The 13,749-nt window shown below is 60.9% G+C and carries 9 protein-coding genes; all 9 read right to left on the bottom strand.

Annotation, left to right across the window (positions count from 1 at the left end):
- Positions 1-900: 900 nt before the first annotated feature.
- The 9 genes from AXG89_RS17885 to AXG89_RS17925 all read right to left on the bottom strand — a co-directional run bounded on the left by AXG89_RS17885 (position 901) and on the right by AXG89_RS17925 (position 13,693).
- Entirely contained in the window at positions 901-1,830 is a 930-nt protein-coding gene (locus AXG89_RS17885) for an ABC transporter permease (RefSeq protein WP_062171343.1), read from the bottom strand.
- Positions 1,830-2,711: an ABC transporter permease gene (locus AXG89_RS17890; protein WP_062171345.1), complete on the bottom strand. Its 882-nt coding sequence runs from the start codon at positions 2,709-2,711 to the stop codon at positions 1,830-1,832. The genes AXG89_RS17885 and AXG89_RS17890 overlap by 1 nt, the downstream gene beginning before the upstream one ends.
- Positions 2,708-3,787, bottom strand: coding sequence for an ABC transporter ATP-binding protein (locus tag AXG89_RS17895; RefSeq protein ID WP_062171347.1), 1,080 nt, complete (start codon positions 3,785-3,787; stop codon positions 2,708-2,710). Before AXG89_RS17895 ends, AXG89_RS17890 begins: the two co-directional genes overlap by 4 nt.
- Before the next feature lie 129 nt (positions 3,788-3,916).
- Complete coding sequence (locus AXG89_RS17900; RefSeq protein ID WP_062171349.1) at positions 3,917-5,116, bottom strand: extracellular solute-binding protein; 1,200 nt, start codon at positions 5,114-5,116, stop codon at positions 3,917-3,919.
- A gap of 453 nt (positions 5,117-5,569) precedes the next feature.
- Positions 5,570-7,021 (bottom strand): heavy metal sensor histidine kinase, encoded by a 1,452-nt coding sequence (locus AXG89_RS17905; RefSeq protein WP_082771497.1) that lies wholly within the window; start codon positions 7,019-7,021, stop codon positions 5,570-5,572.
- On the bottom strand, positions 7,018-7,704 hold the full coding sequence (locus tag AXG89_RS17910; protein ID WP_062003216.1) for a heavy metal response regulator transcription factor: 687 nt from the start codon (positions 7,702-7,704) through the stop codon (positions 7,018-7,020). Before AXG89_RS17910 ends, AXG89_RS17905 begins: the two co-directional genes overlap by 4 nt.
- 50 nt (positions 7,705-7,754) lie before the next feature.
- Positions 7,755-9,245, bottom strand: a complete 1,491-nt coding sequence (locus AXG89_RS17915) for an efflux transporter outer membrane subunit (RefSeq protein ID WP_062171351.1) — start codon at positions 9,243-9,245, stop codon at positions 7,755-7,757.
- The gene (locus tag AXG89_RS17920; RefSeq protein WP_062003218.1) at positions 9,245-10,468 is read right to left on the bottom strand and encodes an efflux RND transporter periplasmic adaptor subunit; all 1,224 of its coding nucleotides are present in this window, start codon (positions 10,466-10,468) and stop codon (positions 9,245-9,247) included. The genes AXG89_RS17915 and AXG89_RS17920 overlap by 1 nt, the downstream gene beginning before the upstream one ends.
- 15 nt (positions 10,469-10,483) lie before the next feature.
- Positions 10,484-13,693: an efflux RND transporter permease subunit gene (locus AXG89_RS17925; RefSeq protein ID WP_062171353.1), complete on the bottom strand. Its 3,210-nt coding sequence runs from the start codon at positions 13,691-13,693 to the stop codon at positions 10,484-10,486.
- Positions 13,694-13,749: the final 56 nt, after the last annotated feature.

A 13,749-nucleotide genomic window follows, 5' to 3' on the forward strand; every position in this document is an offset into this window, starting at 1 on the left:
TGCTCTTGAGGCTACCGCGCGTTTTGTGTTGGCTGACTTTTTTAGCACTATTAGCCACTGTCCGTGGCGGGACTTCATTTCTTTTTCCAACGGCGAAAAAGAAACGAAGCAAAGAAAACGCCTTTCAACCGCTAATTCTTAAGTGTCCCGAGCGTGCACTGACAACTGTTTGGTACTTCACAAGAACGCTCGACGCCAGAATTCAGAACACTTGAAACCCTCCCCCTCCGTCAACAGATACCCACACGCTTCGCCACCAGTAACTGTGGCAGTCAATACGGAAATCTGGCCCAGGTAAACAACGGGTCGAGCTCATAACGGCCCTACAGCATCCTGATTTTGCCAAGCTTCGCGGCGTCGGTCCCAGGTAAGCACGGGCACAACGGAACCAGTACAGCGAACTCCCCCGTTTGGGCGCGAGCGCGCGCAGCGCGGAGGCCTGGTTAACGGATTCCCACACCGGTGGCGAAGCGTGTGGGTTGCCGTTTACGGAGGGGGAGGGTTTCAAGTGTTCTGAACTCCGGCGTCGAGCGTTCTTCTGAAGTACCAAACAGTTGTCAGTGCACGCTCGGGACACTTATGTGCCGTCGGTGGAGAGGCGTTTTCTTTGCTTCGTTTCTTTTTCGCCGTTGGAAAAAGAAATGAAGTCCCGCCACGGACAGTGGCTAACAGTGCTAAAGAAATCAGAAAACAGGGAACGCGCGAAGGCCTAAGCAGCAGCAACCCAGCATTAATCCTGACCGCTGCCAAAGACCAGCCAAGCGTCAGCGCATTACCCGTGAAATGAAGTCCCGCCACGAACAGTGGCTAATAGTGCTAGAAAAATCAGCCAAGACAAACCGCGCGAAGACCTAAAAAGCAGCAACCCGGCATCAACCCCGACCGCCCACCTCCCACCCCTTACCTCTGCTCCTTAACCCTCGAAACAAGCTGCGTCGGACTAACAAACTGCAGCGCGATCAAAACCCACACCAGCGTGATAGCCATATAGATCATCGCCATTGCATCAATGGACTGAGGTGCTCTCACACCCGTCGAAAACACAGCGTAATACAGCGCAACAACAAGCGTCTGCGTGGTCGGCCCAGCAGTAAAAAACGTCAACTCGAACATGCCAATGGTCCGAACCAGCACAAGCAACCCCGCGGCAAGCATCCCGGGCATCAACAGCGGCAGCAGCACATATCGAAAGTACTTCGCCGTGTTCGCGCCAAAGATCCGTGCGGCCGCTTCGAGATTCGGATCAATCTGTTCAATGAACGGCGTCATCACCAAAATCACAAACGGCAACGCCGGCACGAGGTTCGCAAGGATCACGCCGCTCAGCGTTCCAGCAAGACCAACCTTGTACATGACGGTCGCCATCGGAATGCCGTAAGTGACCGGCGGCACCATCAGCGGCAACAGGAACACGAGCATCGCAAAACGTTTGCCGCGAAACTGCACCCGGGCGAGCGCATAGGCTGCGGGTACACCAAGCGCTATCGACAAAAGCACCACCGCGCCAACGACTTCCATGGTCACCCACAGCACGCTCGCCAACTGAAAGTCGCCCCAAGCCTGCGCGTACCAGTGCAGCGTGAAGCCGGCCGGCAACAGCGTACCGAACCAGCGCGTCGCCACCGAATTCACCGCGACAGTTGCAATCAGCAACAGCACGTTGAAGAGGAAAAACGCCATCGCGCCCCAGACGAACATCTTCCAGACGCGGTCGCCGAGGCTCACATGAGGTTTCATCGGCTTTGCGGGTTGAGCGCCGTCGTTACGGCTGTCGGGCGCCGGAGCACGGGAGGAAGCGGACCACACGGGTGCGTGATTATCGGTTGCCATCAGCCTTTACCTCCGGTCACCGGACCCGTGTAGAAGAAGCGCCGCGTGCCGAGCATGCCCGCGACCACCAGCAATTGTACGAAGCCCATAACCATCGCAATGGCGGATGCAAGCGAATAATCATAGTTCTCGAAGGCGGCTTCCGCAGCGGCGATCGAGATCACGCGGGTTGGGCCGGCCGGCGCGCCAAGCAGAACCGCCGATGGAAACACCGAGAACGCCTGCACGAACGAGAGGCACGCAGCCATGGTGAGCCCCGGCATCAGAAGCGGCAGGTAGATCTGCTTGAACTGCTGCCAAGGACTGGCGCCAAGGGTAGCGGCGGCACGTGCAAGCGTCGGATCGATGCCGGTCACGTACGAGAGCGTCAGCAAGAACGCAAACGGAAACCCCGACACGATCAGCGATATCAGCACGCCCCAATAGTTATGCGTGAGCCGGACTTCATCGCGATAAAAATGCAGTCCGTGCACCGCTTGCGAGAACCAGCCGTTGGGGCCGAAGTACGTCAGCATGCCATCGGCAATCAACACGGTGCCGAGTGTCACCGGAATCACGAGCAGCGTGGTCACGAACTTCTGGTACGGCGAATTGCGCCGCAACGCGAAGGCAACCGGAACCGATAATCCCACGTTGATGATCGTCGCCGGAACAGCGAGCTTCAACGTGACGATGATGGTGGGCCACATCGCGGTATCGGTGAAGAACGTGATGTAATTGGCGAACGCGGAACCGCCGTTCATGGGCTGGAACGAAAGCACCAGGCCGTAGATGAACGGATAGACGAACAACGCGAAGATGAAGATCAGCGCCGGCGAGACGAGCCATGCCTTGGCGTCGCGCGGAACCGCATTGGGTAGCGGCAGCGGTGGCGAGCTCATTGCGCTTCCCCTTCATATACGAGCGTACGCAGTGGCGGCACGCGAAGTGTGATGACTTCGCCAACGGCTACGTCGCCCGTCACGCGCGCCCACAACAAACCGAACGCGGCCTTCACGCGGATCAGCGAATCCTGGCCGCCGTATTCGACCGTCAGCACTTCGGCGTTAAATGAATTCTCCGCACCCGGCGACGCATGGTCGATATCCTCGGGACGCATTGCAACGCTCACGCGCTTGGTGTTGAAACCGGCCATCGGCATGCCGACCAGGCGCACGCCATTCGCGTTGACCGCAACGCCCTCGCCCGCCATGCCTTCCAGCGTGAACTCCGCCACGTTCCGATACCCCAGGAAACGCGCCACATGCAGATTGCCGGGCCGCTCGTAAATCTCTTTCGGCGACGCGACTTGCTGCACGGTGCCTTCACGCATCACCACGATACGATCCGCCATCGACAACGCCTCGTCCTGATCGTGCGTCACATAAATGGTCGAGCGTCCGAGCTGGCTGTGAATGCGCCGGATCTCGGCACGCATTTCAATGCGCAACTTCGTATCCAGGTTAGAAAGCGGTTCATCCATCAACACGAGCGACGGTTCGATCACGATCGCCCGCGCGATGGCAACACGCTGTTGCTGACCACCGGACAACTGTCCAGGCAGCTTCTTTTCCTGTCCGACGAGCTGCACCATCTGCAACGCTTCGAACGCCCGGCGCGCGGCTTCGCTCTTGGCTACGCCCCGCATCTTGAGGCCGAAGCCGACGTTATCCAGCACCGACATATGCGGGAACAACGCATAGTTCTGGAACACCATGCCGAACCCGCGCTTCTCGGGTGGGAGGACATCGATACGCTGTGTATCGAGCCAGATCTTTCCGCCGGTCAGCGGCTGCAATCCGGCGATGCAATTGAGCGCCGTCGACTTGCCGCATCCGGAAGGTCCCAGCAACGCGATGAACTCGCCACGCTGGATACTCAATGCTAGTCCGCGCAATGCCGCGACCGCCTGGCCTTCGGCGTTCATGAAACTGCGGCTGACGGAATCGAGTCGCAACTCATCGAACTGATGTTTCATGGCAGGTTCCTGATACTTCACTCACGAAGCTGTTGATGAAGCTGTTGATGAAACTGTTGATGAAACTGTTAACGACGCCGTGCGGCTTGATGAAAACCGCACGGCCTTAGGCGCTTTACTTCGCCTGCCTTACTTTGATTTCTGCGAACCGATCTCGCGGTCCCATTTCTGGAACGCGGCAACCATCGCGGTCGCGCTCAACGGCACCACGTGCGGACGGTCAGCCAGCAGCTTTGCGTATTCCGGACGGCCGTACTTCTTGATCACGTCCTGGCTCTTCGCCGGCGCCGATTCGATCGTTACGCCCTTTACGGCCGGCCCCGGATAGAAATAACCATCGTCGAAAGTCATGGCCTGCTGCGCCGGTTCGAGCATGAAGTTCATCATCTTGTAGAGCACGTCGAGCTTTTCCTTCGGCACGCCGTTCGGGATCACCATGTAGTGGGCGTCGTTGACCCACGTCATGTTGTCGAACGCCTGGACCTTGAACTCCGCCGGCACCAGACCCAGTGCGCGCGGATTGATGTCCCAGCCTGTCACCGTGAGCGTCATGTCGCGCGAGCCTTCGCCCAGCTCCTTCATCACCGCCGATGTTCCGCCCGGGTAATAAGGAATGCAATCATTCAGTTGCTTGAGGAAGGCCCATGTCTTGTCCCAGCCGTTGATGGGGTCACGCGGGTCCTTGTCGCCGAGAACGTATGGCAGGCCCATCAGGAAAGTGCGTCCCGGACCGGAGTTGGCCGGGCGTGCATAGATGAGCTTGTCCGGATGTGCCTTGCACCATGCGAGCAACTGCTCGGGCGTCTTCGGCGGATCGGTGACCTTCGCCGGGTTGTATTCAATCAGCGGACCGGCAGGCATGTACGTCACTTCAATGCCGTAACCCTGCGCTATGTCCTGCATCTTGCGCGGACCGGGTGCGTATTTATCGAGGAGACCGGGGAATGAGGCCGATTGTTCGGGCAGCAGTTTCATCCACAGCTTCTGTTCGATACCCGCAGCCAGCGCGTCGGTGCCGGTCAGCACGAGGTCGATGTCGGAGCGTCCGGCGGCCTGCATCGCCTTGATCTTGCCGGGCAATTGCGGGGCGGGCGCGTTGGTGAAGGTAATGTTGGAAACGAGCTGCGGATACTTCGCCTTGAATGCTTCGAACGCCTTTTGCGTGAGCTGCAGGTTGCCCGCTACGTCGACGATGTTGATCGACACAGGGTCGGCCGCGTGCGCGGCAGGCGTGGTGATCACGGCAATAGCCGCCACCGCGCTCAACGCGCCGCACAGCACGGTCAGCTTCGCTGAAAATCTAGCCAGTAATCGGCCGGACAGAATCATTTCGTCTCCTCGCTCTTCGTATGGATTTTATGCGGATCGATTTGGGGCCGATGCCGGCCGACGGCCAGGTAACGGCCGCAGGAGGACGCTCTTTACGGCGCATTTATCGATGTATGTTGTCGTATGAGAACATAACCGGGACGGACTACGCTTTCCATAACCGTTAACCCTTAAACGTAAGGTTGCAGGTGAACGCTGAATTCTCGCGCATGGACGCACGAAGGCCCGTATATAAACCATCTCGCCGTTTAGAGCAGCCCGCACAGGTCATTTGCGAGTGGAGAATTAATTGCGACAACCACCCGACAAGCAGGTACGTTGTACGACAACTTTTCGGTGAGTGCGTGAAAGTGTAGTTGGCAAGATCGGCCACCTTGATGCGTGGCAACCGGAGAACGGTAACTCCCCGACGAGCAATGTCGCCGGGCAAGCATGATCTTACTGCCAGCCAGCTTAGTGGCTGATTGAAGCCGTCTGCATCGAGGTTTCGACGCGCGGTTCTTGAACCCGCAAATCGGGCGGAGCCTGGGGCTGCTCGACGATTTCCGACGCCTCGACGGAAAACCCAAACGTATTGATGCCACCCGCGCTGGTCGCGAACACCTTGCCGCCGTGCATCTCGGCCGTCGCTTTCACGATAGCCAGGCCCAGTCCGTGATTCTCGCGGCTGTTCGTACGCGATACTTCCGCCCGGTAAAACCGGTCGAACAGATGATCGAGCACGCCCGGTTCTATCGCCTGCCCCGGGTTCGCCACCGCCACGCGCACCTGATCGCCTTCGCGCCTGATCGAAACGCTGATGACCGATCCCGCCTCGCAATGCTGGATCGCGTTCATCAGCAAGTTGATGCATGCGCGGCCGAACAGCGATTTGTTGACGCGCACGAAGGCGTCGCCGGAAGAAATTGCATGGACCTGCGCCTCTTCCAGCGGAATCTCGAGAAACTCCAGCGTGTGCGCGACTTCGGCGGCAAGCGATGTATCGACGAGACCCGTTGCTCGCTCGCCCTGGTCGGCACGCGCGAGGAACAACATGTCGTTGATGATCGCCCGCATGCGACCGAACTCTTCCAGATTGGATTGCAGCGTCTGGCGCAGGTCGTCGACTGACCGATTGCGCGTCAATGCGACTTCCGTCTGCCCGATCAGGATCGTGACCGGCGTGCGCAACTCGTGCGCGACATCGGCATTGAACGACTCGAGCCGTCCATACGCGGCGTCGAGCCGCTCCAGCGCGCCGTTGAACGAGTTGGCGAGATCGCTCAGTTCGAGCGGCAGCGAACTCGTGTTGAGACGCTGCGAGCGATTGTTCGGGCTGACTGCCGAAGCGTCGCGTGTTAGCCGGGTGAGCGGCGCGAGGCCCAGACGCGTGACCGAATAACTCAACAACAAGACCCCGAGACTTCCAAGCGCCGATAACGCCGCAAGCGCAAAACCAAACGCGCGCATGGTGCGCGTGTTCGCGGCATAACCCGCGCCGACCTGGAGCTGAACCGCGGGCCTGTCGCCATACGACGGGATCTCGATCGTGTTGATGAGCATGTCGCATTTGCCGTCGTTCGTGCGGACGCGTTCGTAACCGCCGGGCCAGCGATCGACCACCTGGCCTGTCATCGGTTGCCCGATGCTGAACGCCGGATTGCTGCTCGTCACCGAATAGCGGGTGTAGCCGTCGCGGGGGGTCATGTCGGCGAGGCGTTCGCGCGCGAGCTTCCATTTCTCGGGTGTCATCGCGTGATAAACGATGATCTTCGCAATCTCGCTGCGGTCATCGAGCGATTCGCGCAAATGCTGTTCAAGCTGCGTGCTCAGTACCAGGAATAGCCCGGAGCCTACGAGCGTGAACACGAACAGCGCGACCGCCGCGAACATGAATGCAAGACGGCGCGAGATGGACCGGTTCATGATGCGGCCGCTTCGTCGCGGACCTCGAGGACGTAACCCATGCCGCGCACCGTGTGCAGCAGCTTGGTCCGGAACGGACCGTCGAGCTTCGCGCGCAGCCGCTTGATCGCGGTTTCCACCACGTTGGTGTGGCTGTCGAAATTGACCTCCCACACCAGCTCCGTGATGGCCGTCTTCGACAGGATGTCGCCCTGGCGGCGCGCCAGAACGCTCAGCAACTGGAACTCCTTCGCGGTCAGGTCAAGCCGTATGCCGTCGCGCGTCGCCCGGCGGCCGATCAGGTCCACATACAGATCGCCCAGTGCGATCAGCGTGGATTCCTGCGCACGCGTGCGGCGCGCGAGCGCGTGCAGCCGCTCGACGAGTTCGAGGAATGAAAACGGTTTGGTCAGGTAATCGTCCGCGCCTTCGCGCAGGCCGCGCACGCGGTCGTTGATCTGGTCACGCGCGGTCAGCATGATCACAGGCGTCGCCTTGTGTGCCCGGAGCGCCTTCAGCACGCTGAAGCCGTCGCGCTTGGGCAGCATCACGTCGAGTACGATCACGTCGTAATCGAACTCGATCGCGAGATGCGTGCCCTCCTCGCCGTCCATGGCGACATCGACTATCCAGCCCTGCTCCGTCAGCCCGGAGCGCAGGTAGTCGACTACCTTGTGTTCGTCTTCCACGATGAGCAGTTTCATGCGCGCCTTCTTATGTACGTTCTTCCATTATAGGAAACGTAATGGCTCTGTCACTGCGATGACGGCGGGTTCGCTGCCATCGTATTGGCGGGTGCGGGCGAGCCTGCAAGGGGCGTATTCACGTCCCAGCCGCCGCCCAGCGCTTTCACCAGCGACACCGACATTGTCAGCTGTTGCCCGTGAATCTGCACATCCTGCCGCTCGCTCGTGAGCAGCGACTGCTGCGCGGTGATCACATCGAGAAACGCGACGAGGCCGCCCGAATAGCGATCGTTCGCGAGCGTCAAGAGGCGCCGCGCGTCGGTCACGGCCTCTTGCGACTCCTTCGCGGCGGCATCGAGCACCGATAAACCCGTTACCCCGTCCTGAACTTGCTGGAACGCGTTGAGCACCGTCTGCCGATAATTCGCCTCGGCGGCCTGATAACCCGCGCTCGCGAAATCCACGTTCGCGGCGCGCCGCCCGCCATCGAAGATGACCTGGCCGACCGTTGCGCCGAGCGTCCACATCAAGGTGGGCGCGCTCAGCAGGCTGGCGAACTGCGTGCTTTCCCAGCCGATACCCGGCATCAGCGAAAGGCTCGGGAAATAGGCCGCCTTCGCCACGCCGATCTGCGCGTTGGCGGCGGCCATCGCACGTTCCGCCGATGCGATGTCCGGACGCCGTTGCAGCAGATCGCTCGGCAAGCCGAGCGGGATGATCGGCACGTTGGCATCGATCACCTTCGGCGCAATGGCAAACTGCGGCGCGGGCACGCCGATCAGCGCCGCGATCGCATGCTCGAACTGGGCGCGCTGGTTGAGCAGCAGGCGCGCCTGTACGCGCGTGGTATCGAGTTCGGATTTCTGCTGCAGCACGTCGAGCCCTGACACCGAGCCGAGATCGTGCTGCGTCGTCACGTAATCCAGCGCCTTCTGTTGCAGTACGACCGAGCGGTTTAGCACGTCGATCTCGGCGTCGAGTTCGCGCATCGAGAAGTAGTCGTTCGCGAGATCCGTGGTGAGCACGAGGCGCGCGTTCGCAAGATCATCGGCGGATTGCTGCGCGGACGCCGTCGCACTTTCGATCTCGCGGCGAATCCGGCCGAACAGATCCGTGTCGTAATCGATGGTCGGACCAACGCGAATGTCGTTCTGAACCGTCGACTGCGTCGGCGTTGCGTAACTGGTTTGCGGCCGGTTCTGCGAGATCCGGGCGCGTGCGCCGGTCGCGCCGAAATCGACCTCGGGCAGGCGTTGCGCCGCGTTGTTTGCAAGCGTCGCGCGTGCCTGCGCGTAGTGGGCAAGCGCCGCGGCGAGCGTCTGGTTCTGCGCGAGCGCCTGATCCACGAAGCCGTTGAGCGTTGCGTCGCCGTAACTCGTCCACCAGTTGGCGCCAAGCGGCGCATGCGAAGGTTCGGCGACGCGCCAGTACGAATCCGTCTGCCACTCGGGCGGCGTCTGCGCAACCGGCTGCTTGTAGTCCGGCCCGACCGTGCAGGCGGACAGCAGGATCGCGCCGGCTGCCAGCGCCCCCAGCCGCATGGTCCGATGCGCCTCCATCACGACATCCCCTTCTTTGCAGGCTTGAGCGGCGCTATGGTGACCGGGTCGCCGTCCGCGATGGAATCGCTCGGATTGACGATGATCTTGTCGCTCTGCTCTATGCCGCTTTCGATTTCCAGTGTTCGCCCCAGGTCTTGCGCAATGACGATCTTGCGCAAGACGACCTTGCCGTTCTGGTCGACGACAGCAACCCGCGGCCCTTCGGCGCGAAACAGCAGCACGTTGCCAGGAACGACCAGCGGCGCCCGCGCGACACCCGGCAACGCCACCTGAACGTAAGCACCCGGGCGCAACTTGTTGTCCGGATTCGGCAAGCGCACTTCGACCTGCAGCGAACGCGTAGGGACATCGATTGCGCCGGAGATATTCGCGATGCTTCCATGGAACTGCTGCCCCGGCAGTTCCGCTTGCGTGACGATCACGTCCTGCCCGGGCTTGATGTTTTGCGCATATGCCTGCGGAAGCTGCACGTAGACCCGCAACGGGTCGGCCTGCGCCATTGCGAAGAGCGCGCGGCTCGCGCCGCTGCCGGCATCGATAAGATCGCCTACGTCCACGTTGCGCTGCGTCACCACGCCCGTGAACGGCGCCACGATGCGCTTGAACGACTCGAGCTGCTTCAGGCGCTGCACGTTCGCGTTCGCCGCCGCGAGGTTCGCGACGCCCTGGTTGAAGGTGCTCTGGCGTTCATCGAGTTCCTGCTGGGACACGGCGTCGCGTTGACGCAGTTGCTGCCAGCGCGTGAACGAACTCTTCGCGAGCACGAGGCTCGATGCCGTCTGGTCGCGCTGCGCGACGGCTTGCGCAAGCTCCTGGTCGATCTCCGGGGTATCGAGCGTGGCGAGCAACTGGCCCTGCTTCACGCGTACGCCGATATCCGCATACCAGTGCAGCAGATAGCCGGTCGCCCGCGCATAGATGGGCGACTCCACGTAGCCTCGCAAGGTGCCGGGCAACACGGTTTCACCGCCGCCTTCCGCCGGTTTCGGCGAGATCACGTTGACGTACACCTTCGCGTTTTGCTGAGAGGTCTCGGTCGCCGCGTGGCTTTCCGACACGTTCGATACCACGGTGCGCACGGCCCCCGCCGCGAGCACGATCAGCACGATCACCACTGCGATCTTCGCGCGCTTCCATTCGCGCCCCCGGGGCGGCAACGCGTGGCCCTCGTCGGATTCCCTGACGGGAATCCCCAGCGATGCGTGAGTTTTTTCGGTCATATCGTTCAGCCAGTTTTAACTTGGTGCATGTTCGGGCGTGCCGTGGCCATCGCGATCATCGTCGTCATGGTCGTTTTCCGAACGCTCGCGCCGCCGGGCCAGCCGGCTATGGATACCCGCAAAAATAAGCGGCACGAAGAAAAGGGTGGATACGGTTGCAAACAGCAGGCCGCCGATCACTGCGCGCCCGAGCGGCGCATTCTGCTCGGCGCCTTCGCCAAGCCCGAGCGCCATCGGAATCATGCCGATGATCATTGCGAACGCCGTCATCAGGACCGGCCGAATACGGCTCGCGCCCGCTTCGAGTGCGGCGGTGAGCGGCGGCGCGCCGGCCTGCAGGCGCTGTCTTGCGAACGACACCATCAGGATACTGTTCGCGGTCGCCACACCCATGGTCATGATCGCGCCGGTGAGCGCCGGGACACTCAGGTGCGTGCCCGTGAGAAACAGCATCCATGCAATACCCGCCAGCGCCGCGGGCAATGCGCTGATGATGATCAGCGGGTCGACCCACGACTGGAAGTTCACCACGATCAGCAGATACACGAGCACGATGGCCATCGCGACGCCCACGCCCAGGCCGAAGAACGATGAGCGCATGGTCGCGACCTGGCCGCGCACGGTGATCTCGCTGCCGCGCGGCAACTTGGCGCGCGCCTGGTCCACGAGCTTGTCCACCTCCTTCGCGACGCTGCCGAGATCGCGTCCTTCGACGCTTACGAATACATCGATGACCGGCTTGATGTTGTAGCGCGTCACCACGGCGAACTGGCTTTGCGGCGAGACGCGCACGAGATTGCCGAGCAGTTGCGTAGGACCCGTTGCGCTGCCGGAAACAGGTGTGCGCAGCAGCTCATCGATGGAAGAAATCTGGTACTGCGGCGTCTGCACCGCGACCTGATACTCCACGCCATTCTTGTTGTTGAACCAGAAACCCGGCGACGTTTGCGAGCTGCCCGAGAGCGAAACCAGCACGTTCTGCGCGACGTTGTTCGCCGTCAGGTTGAGCTGCTGCAGCCGCGTGCGGTCCATTTGCAGGTTGAGCACCGGCTGGTCGAACTTCTGCTGGATGTGGGTGTCGACGGTGCCGGGAATTTGCCGGATCGACTTCATCAGGCCGGACGCAACTTCGAAATTGCCGCGCTGGTTCGCACCGGAAATCTGCACATCGACGGCTGCCGGCAGACCGAAGTTCAGGATCTGCGTGACGATGTCAGCCGGCTGGAAGAAGAAGTCCACGCCCGGAAATTTCTGCGGAAGAATGGTGCGCAGCTTGTCCACGAAACCCGCGGTCGGATCGTGGTCGGGCTTCAATGCGACCTGGATCTCGCCATCGAGCGTGCCGATGGTTCCTGCGTTGCTGTACGAGAGGTTGATACCGCTGTACGGCAACCCGAGGTTGTCGAGGATCGTTTCGAGCTGGCTGGCGGGCACGACCTGACGCACGACGCGCTCGACATCGTCCGCGAGCCGCGCCGTTTCTTCGATGCGCGTACCCGTCGGAGCGCGCATGTGAAGCCGGATGTTGCCGGAATCGACGCTCGGGAAAAAGTCTTCGCCGAGCACGAACACGAGTCCGACCGAGACAATACAAAAGTTCAGGAATCCCACTGCGAACAAGCGGCGGCGCACGAGCAACGTGCTCAGGATCACAATGTAGGTGGCGCGCATCCGCTCGAAACCGGCATCGAAACGATGATACAGACGCATGAACAGATTCGGCTTCGCGTTCTTTTTTGGCTTGTGCGCGTGACCCATCAGCAGCATGGCGAGCGTCGGCACGAGCGTCCGTGAAAGCACGTAGGACGCGAGCATGGCGAACACTACGGCTTCGGCGAGCGGCACGAACAGGAACTTCGCCACGCCGGTGAGAAAGAACATCGGCACGAACACAATACAGATACATAACGTGGACACGAGCGCCGGAATTGCGATTTCGCCCGCGCCCTCCAGGATCGCCTCGTGCAGGTCCGTGCCCATGTGCAAATGCCGCTCGATATTCTCGATGGTCACCGTGGCGTCATCAACCAGGATACCCACGGCAAGCGCGAGTCCGCCCAGCGTCATGATGTTGATGGTCTGCCCGAGCGCATGCAACGCCAGCAGCGACGACAGAATTGAAAGTGGAATCGATATCGCGATGATGCAGGTGCTGCGCCAGTTGCCGAGAAACAGCAGGATCATCGCGGCGGTCAAGGCGGCGGCGATCACGGCTTCCTTGATCACGCCCTGCACGGCGGCTTTCACGAACACGGACTGATCGAAGAGCGCCGTGATCGTCAAGTCTTCCGGCAACGAAGCCTTGGCTTTCGGCAAGATGGCGCGCAACGCATTGACGATCGACAGCGTCGACGCGCTGCCGTTTTTCATGACTGATATCAGCACACCGCGCTGTCCGTTCTGCCGCACGATGTTCGTCTGCGGAGAGAAACCGTCGCGCACGTGAGCGACTTCACGCAAGTAAGTAGTCGCACCGTTCACGGTGCGCACGGGGATCTCGTTCAACGCGGCGATGGTCGCCGGCGAACCGTTCATGTTGATGGTGTATTCCTTCGGGCCGATCTTGGCTGTGCCCGTTGGCAAGATCAGGTTCTGCGCGTTGAAAGCGCTGACGACATCGGAGGGCGTGAGGCCCTTCGCCAGCAGCGCGCGCGTATTCAGATCCACGGAGATCAGCCGGCTCTTGCCGCCGTACGGATAAGGCACCGACGCGCCCGGAATGGTCACCAGTTGCGGGCGCAGGAAGTTCAGCGCCGAGTCGTTCAGGTCTTGTTCGGAGAGCGTCTGGCTCGACAACCCGAGCTGGATCACCGGAATGCTCGATGCCGAATAACTCAGCACGAGCGGCGGTGTGGCGCCGGGCGGCATCTGTTTCAACTGCGCCTGTTCGACGGCCACCGTCTGCGCAATCGCAGTCTGGATGTTCGCATTCGGCTGCAGAAAGACCTTGATGATGGCGATGCCCGGCAACGACTGCGACTCGATATGCTCGATATCGTTGACCGTGGTCGTGAGGCTACGCTCGTTGACCTGGGCGATACGGTTCGCCATGTCTTCGGCCGACAAACCCGTATATGTCCAGATGATGCTGACGACCGGAATATTGATTTCCGGCAGGACGTCGACGGGCGTTGTCAGGAGCGCAAACGGCGTCGCCAACAGGATCATGATGGCCATCACAATGAATGTGTAGGGCCGCTTCAGCGCAACGTTGACGATCCACATTAAGACGCGCTCGAAAAAAGCAGGAAAAGAAAATGACTGAGCCAGTGCCGGGACTG

This window comes from Burkholderia sp. PAMC 26561 (genome assembly GCF_001557535.2).
Taxonomy (GTDB): Bacteria; Pseudomonadota; Gammaproteobacteria; order Burkholderiales; family Burkholderiaceae; genus Caballeronia.

What these genes read in the sequence shown, in the direction of transcription:
- AXG89_RS17920 (WP_062003218.1), bottom strand. Translation starts at nt 10,468, where the DNA reads ATGACCGAAAAAACTCACGCATCGCTGGGGATTCCCGTCAGGGAATCC.
- AXG89_RS17900 (WP_062171349.1), bottom strand. Translation starts at nt 5,116, where the DNA reads ATGATTCTGTCCGGCCGATTACTGGCTAGATTTTCAGCGAAGCTGACC.
- AXG89_RS17905 (WP_082771497.1), bottom strand. Translation starts at nt 7,021, where the DNA reads ATGAACCGGTCCATCTCGCGCCGTCTTGCATTCATGTTCGCGGCGGTC.
- AXG89_RS17910 (WP_062003216.1), bottom strand. Translation starts at nt 7,704, where the DNA reads ATGAAACTGCTCATCGTGGAAGACGAACACAAGGTAGTCGACTACCTG.
- AXG89_RS17885 (WP_062171343.1), bottom strand. Translation starts at nt 1,830, where the DNA reads ATGGCAACCGATAATCACGCACCCGTGTGGTCCGCTTCCTCCCGTGCT.
- AXG89_RS17925 (WP_062171353.1), bottom strand. Translation starts at nt 13,693, where the DNA reads ATGTGGATCGTCAACGTTGCGCTGAAGCGGCCCTACACATTCATTGTG.
- AXG89_RS17890 (WP_062171345.1), bottom strand. Translation starts at nt 2,711, where the DNA reads ATGAGCTCGCCACCGCTGCCGCTACCCAATGCGGTTCCGCGCGACGCC.
- AXG89_RS17895 (WP_062171347.1), bottom strand. Translation starts at nt 3,787, where the DNA reads ATGAAACATCAGTTCGATGAGTTGCGACTCGATTCCGTCAGCCGCAGT.
- AXG89_RS17915 (WP_062171351.1), bottom strand. Translation starts at nt 9,245, where the DNA reads ATGGAGGCGCATCGGACCATGCGGCTGGGGGCGCTGGCAGCCGGCGCG.